14 protein-coding genes are annotated in these 13,763 nt (G+C 37.4%); 4 read left to right on the forward strand and 10 right to left on the reverse strand.

The annotated features are described in order from the left end of the window. Window positions 1–921 (forward strand): SAM-dependent chlorinase/fluorinase (locus F6K54_RS27120; RefSeq protein ID WP_366558248.1); only part of this gene is annotated, 921 nt, incomplete at its 5' end. A gap of 377 nt (window positions 922–1,298) precedes the next feature. Here F6K54_RS27120 and F6K54_RS27125 read toward each other — a convergent pair. Beyond that, a complete protein-coding gene (locus F6K54_RS27125) occupies window positions 1,299–1,703 on the reverse strand; it encodes an NAD(P)H-dependent oxidoreductase (protein WP_293084534.1) in 405 nt (134 codons plus the stop codon). Window positions 1,704–2,625: 922 nt separating this feature from the next. Between F6K54_RS27125 and F6K54_RS27130 the strand changes: the two genes are divergently transcribed. After that, window positions 2,626–2,838 carry a helix-turn-helix domain-containing protein gene (locus F6K54_RS27130; protein WP_293084563.1) on the forward strand — a complete coding sequence of 71 codons (213 nt, stop codon included), beginning with the start codon at window positions 2,626–2,628 and terminating at the stop codon, window positions 2,836–2,838. A gap of 341 nt (window positions 2,839–3,179) precedes the next feature. Here the strand turns inward: F6K54_RS27130 and F6K54_RS27135 are convergent, their stop codons facing one another. Both F6K54_RS27135 and F6K54_RS27140 read right to left on the reverse strand, forming a co-directional pair. Further along, window positions 3,180–3,935: a phycobilisome rod-core linker polypeptide gene (locus F6K54_RS27135; RefSeq protein WP_293084537.1), complete on the reverse strand. Its 756-nt coding sequence runs from the start codon at window positions 3,933–3,935 to the stop codon at window positions 3,180–3,182. 969 nt (window positions 3,936–4,904) lie between these two features. Continuing rightward, complete coding sequence (locus tag F6K54_RS27140; protein ID WP_293084540.1) at window positions 4,905–5,495, reverse strand: phycobiliprotein lyase; 591 nt, start codon at window positions 5,493–5,495, stop codon at window positions 4,905–4,907. 238 nt (window positions 5,496–5,733) lie between these two features. Between F6K54_RS27140 and F6K54_RS27145 the strand changes: the two genes are divergently transcribed. Beyond that, complete coding sequence (locus tag F6K54_RS27145; RefSeq protein WP_124147679.1) at window positions 5,734–5,904, forward strand: NblA/ycf18 family protein; 171 nt, start codon at window positions 5,734–5,736, stop codon at window positions 5,902–5,904. A 285-nt stretch (window positions 5,905–6,189) separates the two neighbouring features. Here the strand turns inward: F6K54_RS27145 and F6K54_RS27150 are convergent, their stop codons facing one another. The 6 genes from F6K54_RS27150 to F6K54_RS27175 all read right to left on the reverse strand — a co-directional run bounded on the left by F6K54_RS27150 (window position 6,190) and on the right by F6K54_RS27175 (window position 10,648). Next, complete coding sequence (locus tag F6K54_RS27150; protein ID WP_293084543.1) at window positions 6,190–6,954, reverse strand: RNA polymerase sigma factor SigF; 765 nt, start codon at window positions 6,952–6,954, stop codon at window positions 6,190–6,192. Between the two features lie 779 nt (window positions 6,955–7,733). After that, window positions 7,734–8,180 carry an IS200/IS605 family accessory protein TnpB-related protein gene (locus F6K54_RS27155; protein ID WP_293084545.1) on the reverse strand — a complete coding sequence of 149 codons (447 nt, stop codon included), beginning with the start codon at window positions 8,178–8,180 and terminating at the stop codon, window positions 7,734–7,736. Next, window positions 8,167–8,292: a hypothetical protein gene (locus F6K54_RS27160; protein WP_293084548.1), complete on the reverse strand. Its 126-nt coding sequence runs from the start codon at window positions 8,290–8,292 to the stop codon at window positions 8,167–8,169. Before F6K54_RS27160 ends, F6K54_RS27155 begins: the two co-directional genes overlap by 14 nt. A 4-nt stretch (window positions 8,293–8,296) precedes the next feature. Then, the gene (locus F6K54_RS27165; protein WP_293084550.1) at window positions 8,297–8,512 is read right to left on the reverse strand and encodes a hypothetical protein; all 216 of its coding nucleotides are present in this window, start codon (window positions 8,510–8,512) and stop codon (window positions 8,297–8,299) included. Between the two features lie 258 nt (window positions 8,513–8,770). After that, window positions 8,771–8,962, reverse strand: a complete 192-nt coding sequence (locus F6K54_RS27170) for a hypothetical protein (protein WP_293084553.1) — start codon at window positions 8,960–8,962, stop codon at window positions 8,771–8,773. 855 nt (window positions 8,963–9,817) lie between these two features. Then, complete coding sequence (locus F6K54_RS27175) at window positions 9,818–10,648, reverse strand: photosystem II manganese-stabilizing polypeptide (RefSeq protein WP_293084555.1); 831 nt, start codon at window positions 10,646–10,648, stop codon at window positions 9,818–9,820. Between the two features lie 487 nt (window positions 10,649–11,135). Here F6K54_RS27175 and F6K54_RS27180 point away from each other — a divergent pair, with 487 nt between their 5' ends. Continuing rightward, on the forward strand, window positions 11,136–11,438 hold the full coding sequence (locus tag F6K54_RS27180) for a hypothetical protein (protein ID WP_293070427.1): 303 nt from the start codon (window positions 11,136–11,138) through the stop codon (window positions 11,436–11,438). On the opposite strand, the gene F6K54_RS27185 is transcribed toward F6K54_RS27180, so the two are convergent. Beyond that, window positions 11,433–12,608: a calcium-binding protein gene (locus F6K54_RS27185; RefSeq protein WP_293084557.1), complete on the reverse strand. Its 1,176-nt coding sequence runs from the start codon at window positions 12,606–12,608 to the stop codon at window positions 11,433–11,435. The genes F6K54_RS27180 and F6K54_RS27185 overlap by 6 nt on opposite strands. Between the last annotated feature and the right edge of the window lie 1,155 nt (window positions 12,609–13,763).

Genomic DNA, 13,763 nt, shown 5'->3' on the forward strand with positions numbered 1-13,763 from the left:
CCTGTTGCCTGTTGCCTGTTGCCTGTTGCCTGTTGCCTGTTGCCTGTTGCCTATTCCCTATTCCCTATTCCCTATTCCCTATTCCCTATTCCCTCTTTATTAATTATGTCTGATAGAAAAATAGTTACACTTTTAACTGATTTTGGATTAAAAGATGTTTATGTCGGTGTGATGAAAGGTGTAATTTATCAAATTCATCCCACACTAACGATCATAGACCTCACCCATGAAATTCCTGCTCAAAATTTATTTGCAGCCAGATTTTGTTTAAAAAATGCTTATCCCTATTTTCCCCCAGGAACAGTTCATGTTGCTGTTGTCGATCCAGGTGTAGGAAGTGTCAGAAGAGCGATCGCTATTCAATTATCAACAGGTTTTTTCGTCGGCCCCGATAACGGTATTTTTAGTGGAGTGCTAGAAAACTTAGATACACAAGAAATAACAGTTGTCGAATTAACAAATTCTGACTATTGGCGCACAAATTCACCTAGTACAACCTTCCACGGTAGAGACATATTTGCTCCTGTTGGCGCTCATATTGCTAGTGGTGTTTCATTAGAAAATTTGGGAGAAAAAATTAACCCAGAAAGTTTAATAAAATTACCCTTAAATAAAATTACTCTCACAGACTCAGGTATTGAAGGTTCAGTTCAATATATTGACTATTTTGGCAATATAATTACTAATATTCCCAGAAGTAATGTTGAGGGTAAAACCTGGTCAGTCGTGATTCAAAAAAATGACAATCTTTCATCCGATAAAACTATAGTCAGTGGCAATACTTATAGTGACTGTAAACCAGGGGAACTAATTGCAATTGTTGGTTCTCACGATTTTGTTGAAATCGCTGCTAATGGGAGTAGCGCTCAATCTCAGCTTAATTTGAAGTATGGAGATAAAGTTCAAATTACCGGGTTTTAACTCAGGATGGTTTTTTCAGTTTAGTATAAAATCCGTAGCTTGCTTAAGTATTTATATCATGTCCGGATAATTAGTGATAAAAAACTTTCTCCTTCTTTTCTTCTTTCTTCCCTCCTGAATTCTGAATTCTGAATTCTGAATTCTGAGTGTTTATTTATAACTGTTCAACCGGACATGATATTATATCATGTCCGGTAGCATCGGTCTTGTATAGTAAATAGGCAACAGGCAACAGGCAACAGGCAACAGGCAACAGGCAAGAAAAAAACCTAAATTTCCTGTAGATATCCACGCTAACTTTTACACAAACGATACCAACGGACATGATATTATACTATATAAATTATCTTCGTTTACCTCAATCGAGAGTCAAGTTCTCAGTTAAATATTAAGCATAAATACTTATTCTGATTATTGAAGACTTCGATGGGTGCATTCCAGGTAGTAGAGAGCATAAACTTTTTACCCTTCATCAGTCCACCCGATCCATATTCACCACCACTAAACGCAAAAAATTCACCATAAGCATAAACATTATCTAGATATCGTTTTAAGGTTGATGGCATCATAAACCAGTAAACTGGGTATTGAAAGATTACTGCGTCAGCTTGTTTAAACTTGGCGATTTCTTCTGGAACATCGTAGCCTTCTTCAACAATAGTAGTTAAAATATTATAATGAGCTTTTAAAGTTTCTACTGCGATCGCAAAAAGACTTTGATTATAATTACCTTTAGCAAATTCATTAGTTTCTTTACCTAAAATTAAGAGCAGAGTTTTCATTAGTTTGCTTTGATTTATTTGGTATTTGTCACTGCCTGCGTTGGTAACTTGAGGTATGATATCATGTCCGGATAAGAGCGCCATAGAACTCCATAACCTTTACGCTCCCCGAAAAACTTTCTCCTTCTACTCGGGGTTTCTTCTTCTTTCTTCCCCTCCTGGGAGGGGCGAGGGGTGGGTTGACTCCTGACTCCTGACTCCTGACTCCTTAGTAATTAAGATTAATATCATACACGCGCTTTACCAACACCGTCACTGCCTTAATTAAAAGATATAAAATTAAGTTACTATAGTCAACCAGTATACTTTTAGTAACCAGGTGGGAAATGAGTTCTAAGATTGAAATTGAAACCGACGATCTAGGTCGCAAGCGGGCAATTGAACCCTGTCTTGAACCTTGTCCAATCGAACGCGGAATGAGGCTTATCGGTGGAAAATGGAAAGGATCTATTCTGTGGCATCTCAAGGATAAACCTGTACGCTGTGACGTTCTCCTACATCAAATCAAAGATTATGATGTAGGCTTCCCAACCTCACGGACGTGGGCTTTCTGTTTTGCTGGCGCAACGCTACGCGTTACATGTCGCGGAGCGAAACACAGGGAGTGCAACCACTTAACCCTCCACAGACACCAGACGATGAGACCCACCGCCTTTTTGTACTAGACAATTCTGTACTCATCTAGTTCCCTCAAGAGTTTTACCTTTTCACGGGTTGACGCTTAACTTCTGAATTGAACCCCATACTCTATGTCGTTTTCTATGTGCTGTTATCAGGTGCGTATTACCGCTACTCCTAATATAGTCAAAATAACACAAAGAAGTACACAATGCAAGAAACTAAGTGGACGCTACGCGGTTTATTTGTTGTTCGGCAATTCCCCTCCCGTTAACATTCGTATAACGGGAGACCCCTTGCCGACATCAAAGTTGGCGATTTAGTTCGTCAACTCGGTGGAGCGAGTAAAAAGATAGTAACTCAAAGGCTAAGAGAGATGGAGAATGATGGTTTGGTTAAGCGTGAGGTCGTTAGTACAAGACCTTTTGTTGTCACTTACGAGACAACTAATTTTGGGAAAACAACACTTTCTTTTTTAGAGGAGTTGAAGCAATGGGCAGAAGAGCAAAATATCTAGGATTTGCTGAAAAAGTCTTTTTCAGGAGTAGGGGAGTAGTTAGGGTCTGCTGAAAAAATTGGTTGGTGGGGGTAGGATACGGAGACGCGGAGACGCGGAGACGCGGAGATGGGGGAACAGACAATGGTTTCGCCATTTTATGTGAAGAAATTTTCTTGAATTTCAGCAGAAAAATTCAGTACTTTTTCGTACCTCGTGCGTAAGTCCTGTTATATAAAAATTTGTAGGGATAGAATACTCATGCTCCTAGTTTTGGCAAGTTAACCAAATACTTTGCACAAATATCCCACCCCTACAAAATTTAATTCTACTCAACAGAGATGCTAAGGTAATAATCCAAGTTATACCTTACGATAAGGTACCATACCCAGATTGATACTGCCTAGATTAACTCGTGTTGCTGCACCTTGAACATTAAGACCCCGTGCTAAATCTAAATAAAGGGAAGGATCGCCTGCTTGAGCTTTCTTTTCTTGGGGAGTAAAGCGACGTAATTGATTTTGGTAAATGACTTGAGGGAAACCAAGAATAGTCCGATGGTAAAAACCATAACGAGGTGTCTTTAGGTTGAAAGGAGTTTCTCCTCCTTCCCTTTGGGGTATAACCCGACGACGTTGGTAAGGTACAGTCTCAAAACCAAAGTTGTCGAGGTATTCCTCGCTATTAAGCAACTCATCAATGAAACCTTCGATACCCTTGGTCGCTATAACGATAGACCAAGCAATTTTTTCCCTTTCGCTGTAAACATCACGACCTAAAACCCGTTGAACACATAACTCAACAAAGCGATAGTTGCTATTTGTATCGTAGTTGTTACGACGGAATGGATCAGAAACTACCAAACCACGAATAAAATCTCTAACTGTAATTTGACCATTTTTGAGTTGAGATTCTAGGAAGATTTGGCGATCGCTCTTGAGAATTTGATGTTCGCTATAAATTTGGCGATAAGCTGCCCAAATTAACTCATCCCACCCTGACCCTGAAGGTAAAGATTCGGCGGTATAAATCATTGGTTGGTCATCACCAGGGACCTCATAACCCGCAACTCGTGAGTTTTGAGTAATAGGTTGGTATTCTAATAATGGAATCACCACGTGAGAATCTCCTTAAAATTATTAAATTTGATTTATCAAGTGTGGCCAAAGCACACTAAACCTTGCTGCGATTCAAAAAATTGCATCATTGACATCTTCTCCCGTTAAATCTAAAGATTATAATGGGAGATTCCTAAACCTCACGATTTAGGTTTACTGCTTGAATGGCACTTATCTAGACTGTTGCCAGTCCCTGACAGTACGTCTACACAGTCAATTTATTCTACTATCTGCAAAGGCCGCAGTCACACCTCAATGATGGAGTGCTTATTATTTGTTTAGTCGCGATTCATCTCCGGGTAAATCGGAGATTATACCGGGAGTCTTCTCGCTCCATTTTTGATAGCCAATCTTTAGATTAAGGGATTTAGGCAATCCAAGTCTCACTTTTATTAACTTACGCAACAATCTGTAACATTTTGATAGATATTTACTGACTTTGAGGATAATTTTATCTATAAGTAGGGTTTGCGCTCAAAAGTCTTATGGGTGAGGGTAGGAGACAACCCACCCCTCGCCCCTCCGGTGGAGGGGAGGGGAAGACAGGAGGAACGGGATACTTAGAGGAAGTAGGAGTAAGAATTGTCAGAATAATTTTCTCCCCAACTATGCGCCTAAAATACGCTCCTTTTTGAGCATTAAGAGCTGAAACAGGCGCACTTTTTAAAGGCCCCAAAAAGGCACTTGTCTTGATATGTCAATGCTTTGAGATTTAATCAGCAAGCCCTAAGTACTAAAGTACTACGCAAATAGGGCACGGAAATTTATAAATACGGATGCGAGTCCGCGACGACGACAGTCGCATCTACTAGCGCACCAAGCAGCTCAAAGTTAGTCAAGCATTACTTCTAACTTCTAACTTTTAACTTTTAACTTTTAACTTTTAACTTTTAACTTTTGACTTCTAACTTCTAACTTCTAACTTCTAACTTTTGACTTTTGACTTTTGACTTAAGCATAGCGCTATATCTACCAGCCAAAAGCAGAATAAAACTGTGTAGTATTCTGTGAGGTTTCTGCTTCTGAATCTGAGTTGCTTTCCTCGGCTCGAACTTCTGTACAAAATGTAGAAGTATTAAATCCTCCAAACCGTTTCACTGCGCTAGTCCGCATCCTGAGATTAGGGTTTGCAAACCAGAATCTTTCAATAGAACTCATAGTTTCATATTCCGTAATGAGATTTAGTCCATCTTCATCATCCATCTCAAAGCGTCCCACAACTGGCACAATTTCTGCATAGCCTCGTTCTCGCAACATTCTCCCTTTTCTAGGATTTTCTGGATCTGGAACAATCGCAAATACAGTTGATCCTTTGTGATTTTCATCATCTTTATCCCAGGCCATGGAGCCATCCCAAGTAACAAAAGCGCCTCCTGCAGCCAAACTTGGGTCAATTTCGTGCATTTTACAGATTTCTACTACTTTCGGATCTCCAGGACTCAAGCTGATTACTTGAATATCTGAGCTGCCCATTTCTGCTTGTCTGAAGGCTAGATGATGGGTTGTTCGTTGCGATCGCCATTTACCAGCACTCTTTTGAAAAAATTCCATTGCATCCATTTGCCCTTCTCCATCTTTAAATTTTTAGGATATTAGTTCTAGCCTAATCATCATAATACTTCTGGCTTTTATTAATCTAATGTTAACTTTTGTCGAATAAATTAGTTTTGAAATGTACATCATGGACAGAATGTCAAGCTAATGTTACGATAATTTACATAAGAGTAAATACATCAACTTAACTGTGGCCTTAATATATTGGCCAATATCTATGATCTAGATAATTAAGGAGTAAACTATGGAAATGTCTAATAGCTTAACTATGGAGCAACAGTTCAAATTACAAGTTCTACGGGAGCAAGTGAAAGGTTTAAGTCGGGAAGAAGCTCAAGAATATTTAGTTGAAGTGTTGCGACAGACTATGGTTAAGGAGAATTTGTTTAAAAACTGGATGAAGGGCAAAATTTAACCGATGTTTCTCAATAAAGACAAGAATATATCGGTAATTAATAACTAACCCCACCCATCTGTAGATATGGGCGGGGTTTATACTTTCAATATCATGTTCGGTAGAACCGTTCTAATAGTAGATATCGTAGTTTTGCTCAATCAATCACATAAGTATTGCAGAGGCTCAAGCCCAACTACAAACAAAAACATAGGAATATTTAATATGTGGATATATCTAATAATTAACCTTTTCTTCTAGATAACTAAAAACTTCTTCCTCTTTCCTTTTTCCTTCTTCCTTCTTCTACTGCATGATCTTTTGCAAAGACTTTAATCCTTTCTTCATTCTTCGAGAAACAGTAACAGCACTGATCCCCATCCGCTCGGCGGTTTCCTTCTGAGTCAAGTCACAGAGAAAAACAAACTCCAGAACCTTACGAGTACCCTCTTCTAGTTTGGCCAGCGCTTGCTGTAAACGAATTTGGTCTTCTTGAGCTAACTGAAAACTACGATACTGACTATCTGGAACTAATTCTCCTAAACAAGTGGTTCCATTTATTTCATCTTGAACTGGAGCATCTAAACTCAGAGGAGCACGGTTACGACAAGCTAATTGAATTTCCTGCCACTGTTCCAAAGAAATATCCAATGCAGAGGCCACCTCTAAATCTGTAGGTTTCCGTTTTAACTTCACTCGGAGGTCTTGGATAACTTTTGTGGCCTGCCGATCCATAGCTAGCCAATTTCTGGGAATGCGTAAAGAAGGACTTTTATCTCTGAGATAATGCTGAATTTCACCCCGGATATAAGGACTAGCAAAAGAACTAAAGGCTCGTCCCTTCGATATATCAAATCGCTCAATTGCTCTAATTAATCCAATACAGCCTACTTGGAGTAAATCATCGTAGGTTTCAGTACACCTATTCAACCAATGATAAACTTCCTTTCTTACAAGTCCAACATTCAGTTTTACTAATTGGTTGCGGAGATGATGAGAAGGGGACTGTTGATATTGGCGCAACAGTTCCAGGTTTTCACTTTTTAGTTTTTGAGTGATAGTGGTAGACATAGGTATATTTTGACTCTCCACGGACTAAAGTCGTGTGAATTCTTCAGAGGAGCTTTCTATAGGTTTAAAACCACGATTTCCACATTGCTCGGAACGACCACATTGCCAGTACCGTACCGTAGTACGCATACAGCAGCAGCTCACTAGGCGGTGTCAATTGCCACTACTATCTCCGGTGTGGCGAGCATTGAGGCTACTTTTTTTGGTTGTTAGTTGATTCACTCGCTCTGAGGTACAACGTGCTGTCTAACGGCTGGAAACAGAGTGCTGGCAAGCACCGAGCCACCTTTTCGGTTAACTACCATTTAACGTGTATCGTCCATTAGATATCGGGCTTTCACCATGATTCAGAGGTCAATGTGTCTTTAGTAGTAAATCATAACACATTTTTTTGACTACGGGTTAAAACCTGCCCAAGTCGTTTCAATCCATCGCTTAAAAGACGGTGGTTTCCGACTTACCTAATTTTCAAAATAATTCTGATAAAAACCTAGTGATGGTAAATCAAATACGCACTATATTATTAGACGTCTTCTACTAGGAATTGTCTGTTTATAAAATTATTGCTGTGACTATTGGAATCTTGGATTGTGATATTAGACACAATTTATTCATAATAGTTTGAGTTATATTCTAAGCCTTTTTATTATTGACTGCTCCCCGGACTTAAGTCACGGGGATTCTAAGTTGATACTACGCAACAGGATAAATCCATGTTGCTTCGTTTTTTCGAGCGCTGACCAAAGATATATTCTCTGGGGACAATTTCCGCGGCGCCCCTACACAGTCGGCTTAAGTAGGGGCGATTCGCGAATCGCCCCTACAGCTTTGCGGCTTACTTTTGTGATGATATTTGCAGCCCCGTTACAGTCTGCATTAATTAACCAATTATTACTACTTCTATACAAACCACGCTTTATTCTTTTCGGTGATGGTTTCCAATCATTGGGTTTCTCACCATAAATAGGCAGATCGTCACCATCTAAAAATGAAGCAATACTTGTATAACTTTCTTCGGTTTCAATCAATATTATTCCATATTCATCGCACAACTGAGCTATTCTTTCTTTGAGTCTACCTGTGGGAATTGGTACAAATTCTGAATTACTTTTTTTTCCTAATTCTATTTGATTTTTCTGACCTTGATTCCAACCAAAAACAATTGTACCAATAGAATTTTTTAAGCAATGATTAATTACTATTCTGGCTGCTTTATTTATACCCAAATCGGATTTGGCGGTTACGTTTTTCAGTAATAGAAGCTAGTCTATTTGACCAAAATCCTAAAGGTAGATTTTCTTTAATGGTTGATACTTGTTTGTTGTACCAACGATTCATTGATTTAATCTGTTTCCCATCTACAACCCGCGCTAGTACCGACATTAGATACACAGGTCAACCAATTATTTACACCATGGTCTATCCCTAATACATTGTCTTGATTTAATAAAGGTTTAACTAATTCTTCTTTTTCATAGACAAATTCTTGGGTAAAGCATCTATTTCTCGGTAATATTCTCAGTTCTTTAATACAAGCAAAGTTGAGATTACTCGGCATAGGAATATAAAAGCAATCTAGACCAAACCAGCGCTTACAAGTATTACAAGCGTGGCACTCTAATTTGATTACCTTTAAGTTTTAATGCATGAGTTGGGTAACTAACTGTAGCCATTCCCCCTTTTTTTCTGTAGTTAGGAATCCTTGGTCTTTCTAAGATTTTTCCTGAACTATAGGCTTTTATTAGACCATAATAAGACCTAAATGATTCACCTACAGTTCTCAATATTTGTTGTGCTGAAGAGCGAATATAAAACTTTATAGTGATTGTTCTTTTTGTAGACCAATTCCTGCGTCAAACTTGCCCAGAGTTTTGTGATACTTAAAAAATAATTGCCGACCATAATATATTCCCATGTTAGTAAGCTTGTGAGACTGTTCACACAAGAACGTTAAAATAGGAATTAATTCGGGATTTTTACCTACTAACACTTGCTGACAAGAGTACATTTGAAATGGTGGTTGGATGTCTTTATTGCGAGTAATAATAACACAGGACTACTTTAGTTGTCTAGTCTAAACGACTCGGTTGTTTTCATCCCCCGGTTAAAACACGGGGCCTTCAACGTAGCTTTTCGGTAAAATAAAATACATCGGATTAAAATCCGACTCCTCGCCTTTCATCCATCGCTTAAAAGACGATGGCTTTCATGATCCCATGTTATTTCGGTAAAATAGCAATCCTATTTCATTTGTGTATAAAAATCTTACTGTTTTTAGGGAACAGCGGTGCGACGCTGCGTCGCCGTCAGCTCACTGGCGGAATGCTGACCAAGAGAGGGAATAGGGAACCGATAAGAGTTTCAGTTTTTTTCTCTACTCCCTACTCCCTAAAATAAACGAATTTTGTACCTCACGATTCTTGGAAATTGCTAGAAGTTGCTATAGGATCAATAATAATTTTTAATAATAATATTTATTAGTTGTTTAAATATTTTTCTAGTAAAATCTAAATCTAATAACAATAGAGGAGTGTTTAGCCCCTCTATACATATTCCTTTTTTATGGTCGTTACCCTTCTATTGCGTGTTTAGTTTTAGGTTTTAGGAAGCAGATTTTTTAACTGCACTATTACAGACCAATTACTGTTGAAAACTTCACAGTCACCAGGAGTAAAATTAGCCTTTTGGATTTAATTTCCAATAAGATTGAACCTAAAACCTACCGCTTACAACCTCCAATGAAAAGACATTTTTAGATGAAAAGAAACAGTTGGTTATCTTCACAAACTTTCAATTTTGATGGGTAGGGTCTTTAATCATATTAAGTTGCACAAGCAATTTAATTTCAGACCCAATATCTAGCTTAAGAAGCTGTGTCTATTCTACCGTAAAAAGTACCACCAATTTTAACTTCTACAGCCTCTTTTGCGCCCAAGTCTGTATCAGAAGGCTGAATTGCTTCAAAGATACCAGCAACTTCACCAGTTTCGCTGTCTACTTTAGAAATTCTCAGGGAAATTTCACCAGCTTTGAGACTGGTATCTGCAAACTTAACATTAGCTTTAACAAACTCTGTATCATCTGCACTAGCTGGTAAAGCTACTGCATTATCATATCCTGAAGTAACACCACGACCTTTTGGATCTAGGAAGCTAGAACCTCGATAGGAAGGAACGTTATATATACCCTCAAAATCGATAGAAGTATTGATAGCAGAAACACCAGGCTGACTTTTAGCTACAAGTCCTTTGACGGTAAATAGAAAAGGTACTTCCTCACCACCGGGTAAGAGAACAGTTATAGGCTGAAAATCAATACCATACTGCTCTTTAAATGTCAATGCGTTATCTGCATCGAAGATCAGATCTCCTGTTACTTGGTCTAAGCTAGAAGTATAACGTGTCAATTTTCTTCCTTCTACAAATTCTGCTTTCTGGCGTTTATTAGTAGGTTCTTCCTTGACAAAATATTCAGTTGGCTGTATGCACAAATCTGTCAAAATATAAGAGCTATCGCGGTCAAGGGCAATGGAACCACGAGCTGTTTCTGGTAACTCAGGACAGTTGTTAGCCAAACCAGTATTTACAATATCTTCGTAAGTAAGTGTTTGACTGCTATCTGGACCTTCTGAGCAAGCGGTCAAAAAACTCAAACACACAGCTAATAGTGCTGCAATTATAGTGCGATACCTCATTGTTAACCTCAAGATTTAATATTCAACAATTAACATTGCTACTGCGTTTTGTGTTTACACAGTATAAATAATCCGATTTTTGATTTTTGATTTTATCGGAAGGAAGTTAGGGCAATAGAATCTATAGTTGTACTCCATCTTCCCAAGTGGCTTTTGTCAGAGCAAATTTTCCATACTCTGTTAGCATTGATAGGTGTTTAAACTCATGTACATAACCCTATTTCCTAAAAAAAGGACAGTAATTCAAAGCATATTTATCTTTGTATTAATCCAAAATAGTATTTTACATTGCTTGTTACTTTATTCCTAAGTCAGTCATATAAATTAAAATTGCATAAGTAAATATGCTTAAGGTAAAATATTGCTGTAACTAATTTCAAATAAAATTAATATCTAAAACAAGCAAGATATTTTTGAATTACCCATACGAGGACAAATTAATTGAGAGCTTGATAGTTTATATAAATTTGATGTTAATTAATGAATTATGGATACAAATACAGACAATCAGTCAACACAATTACACAATGATTTACAATCATTGACACATTCACTAAGAGCTTTAGCAAAAAATCATCACGACGATCCAATAGCAATGTTAGCTATGCTACGAACTCTCGAAGGTTTACATCAAGAACTCAGAGAAGGTTTATTTCAACAAGCATTACCAGATAATCGTCAAGCACTCTACAATTTACTTAAAGATATTGAAGCGAAGGGAGGTTGGCCTTATATTCCCCGATTAAGACTACGCTCTATTTTAGAAAATTGGTCTTCTGAAGATTTATAACATTTCTTGGTCTGATGTAGATTCAGGTAAAGCTTGACTAATATTATCTATGAAGTCTTCTTCTGTAATTATTGAAGCGGGAACATTTACTAATACTGCTAATAATCTACCATTATCAATAGTAATTAATGTATCTCTGAAATTTAAACCTGTTCCTTGTTCAAAAGTTAAGTCGCCAAAAGTTAAGTCACCATCTAAGGCCAAGAAATCTTCCAAAGGACTAAAATCATTAATCACATCAATATTACCCAATTCTCCAGGTAAAACAAATATATCGGAACCTTCGCCCCCGGTTAAGGTATCTTCTCCAGCATCTCCAAATAATATATCGTTGCCTCGATCGCCTAACAAAGAGTCATTACCATCACTACCTTGAAGTGTATCATTATCCTTTCCACCAAATAATGTATCGTCACCAATACCACCAATAACTAAGTCATTATTCGCGTCACCAAAGAGGGAGTCGTTTTCTTGTTCTCCAAAAATTGTATCATTACCCTTTCCACCGCGAAGATTGTCCAAATTGTCTCCACCAAAAATTTGATCGTTACCTCTATTACCATTAATCAGATCGCTGCCATTAATTCCAAATAGAGTATCATCACCTGCTTCTCCAAAAAGAGTGTCATCACCACTACCTCCATCTAGAGAGTCATTACCGTCACCACCAAAAAGAGTATCATTTCCTATACTGCCATTTCCAATATCATTTCCACTATCTCCAAATATTAGGTCATCGTCAATATTCCCAAAGAGACTATCATTTCCTTCATTACCTCTTAATGTGTCGTTACCATCTCCTCCAGTAACTAAATCAATTCCTTCATTACCAATGACTTCGTCATCTCCAGTCTGTCCAAATAACGAGTCGTTGCCTTCTTCTCCTGCGAGAAAATCATTTCCCGGACCACCTTCAATACTATCATCTCCAAGACCCCCTAATGCTGAGTCACGGCCATCTTCTCCTTGTAATAAATCATTACCTTCACCACCACCTAAAATATCCGATCCAATACCACCAATAATTTCATCTTCTCCTTCTCCACCATCTTGAATATCATCTCCTGCTTCACCGAAGATAGTGTCATTTCCACCAAACCCTTCCATTACGTCAGGTTCTTGAGAGCCTATTAAGAGGTTATCATTGTTATCTCCTGATATATTAGCCATATTATTTAGATACTCCTATAGTTATGGTTTGATTTTTTTTCATATTTTATCTTGGATTTTGGCGATGAATGTCTCCCCTATCCTTACAAGTTACTTTTGACTGAAAACTCAACTATTTTGTTTCCTATTTATGTCAGTATTCAGCTTGTTTTTTGAATTCAAGTCTACATTAGTTGGATAGTTCAATAATGAATAATTGATAATGAATAATTGATAATTAGGGTTTGCTGAAAAAGTCTTTTAGTAGGGGTAGGAGTCAGGAGTCAGGAGTCAGGAGAAGTGGGAATTTAGAGGAGTTAGGAGTAAGAATTGTCCCAATATTGTTCTACCATAGTCAGCTCAAAATACTAGCTTTATGCAGCTCTAGGTACAGAAAAGCTGGCACTTTTTTGAACTCCAAAAAGGCTAATACCTCTATTTATCAATACTTTGAGAATTAATCAGCAACCCCTAATTACCTCTGCCTAAAAGCTATGCTTTATAAACATCTTTATAAACATAAAAATTGACAAAAATATCATCTGATGTATTACATTCTGAAAGCTCCTAGTGTCGTTGCGATCGCAACGACAAAAAACAACTTTTAGAAGTTCACAAATTAGTCAATTTCTCAAAGCTTGTAAAACAAACAAAATGCTCGTAAGCTTTTGATAATAGGCATTATCCACTTTTGTAAATAATTTTGCTTATAAAGCATAGCCCTAAAAGGAAGAGGATTGACTAAAAAGATTTTTTTTGCTTCTCCTGTAAAGGAAAATTTTTAAACCTGAATTATTCGGTAAATTTGGCTAATTTTTTTTAAGTTTTACTGTGAACTTTAGTTGAAATTTTGAATACTAATTCCTGTTTTATTTAGTTATGAATTTGAGGCAGGATAGACACATACTTTCCTGAAATTTAACTGTTAATTCTATAAGGTTATGGAAGACAGAAATATTAGTTATGGAAACTTGCTCGGGGAAACTTTTAAAATTATTACTGATATATATTTACCTATCTTGATTATAGGTTTATATCATGTTCGGATAATCAGTTATAAAAAACCTTATATCTTTGAACCAATATTCCCTTCTGCCTTCTGCCCTCTGCCTTCCTTTCTCCAAAGTATAAGTATTTAACCAAACATGATATTACCTACTTTTTTATTGGCAGTAA

Source organism: Okeania sp. SIO3B5, assembly GCF_010692555.1.
Taxonomy (GTDB): Bacteria; Cyanobacteriota; Cyanobacteriia; order Cyanobacteriales; family Microcoleaceae; genus Okeania.

Excerpts from the sequence above, each read along its gene's own strand:
- F6K54_RS27125 (WP_293084534.1), bottom strand. The coding sequence starts at position 1,703 with ATGAAAACTCTGCTCTTAATTTTAGGTAAAGAAACTAATGAATTTGCT.
- F6K54_RS27140 (WP_293084540.1), bottom strand. The coding sequence starts at position 5,495 with ATGGATGCAATGGAATTTTTTCAAAAGAGTGCTGGTAAATGGCGATCG.
- F6K54_RS27145 (WP_124147679.1), top strand. The coding sequence starts at position 5,734 with ATGGAAATGTCTAATAGCTTAACTATGGAGCAACAGTTCAAATTACAA.
- F6K54_RS27150 (WP_293084543.1), bottom strand. The coding sequence starts at position 6,954 with ATGTCTACCACTATCACTCAAAAACTAAAAAGTGAAAACCTGGAACTG.
- F6K54_RS27160 (WP_293084548.1), bottom strand. The coding sequence starts at position 8,292 with ATGAATCGTTGGTACAACAAACAAGTATCAACCATTAAAGAAAATCTA.
- F6K54_RS27165 (WP_293084550.1), bottom strand. The coding sequence starts at position 8,512 with ATGCCGAGTAATCTCAACTTTGCTTGTATTAAAGAACTGAGAATATTA.
- F6K54_RS27170 (WP_293084553.1), bottom strand. The coding sequence starts at position 8,962 with ATGTACTCTTGTCAGCAAGTGTTAGTAGGTAAAAATCCCGAATTAATT.
- F6K54_RS27175 (WP_293084555.1), bottom strand. The coding sequence starts at position 10,648 with ATGAGGTATCGCACTATAATTGCAGCACTATTAGCTGTGTGTTTGAGT.
- F6K54_RS27180 (WP_293070427.1), top strand. The coding sequence starts at position 11,136 with ATGGATACAAATACAGACAATCAGTCAACACAATTACACAATGATTTA.
- F6K54_RS27185 (WP_293084557.1), bottom strand. The coding sequence starts at position 12,608 with ATGGCTAATATATCAGGAGATAACAATGATAACCTCTTAATAGGCTCT.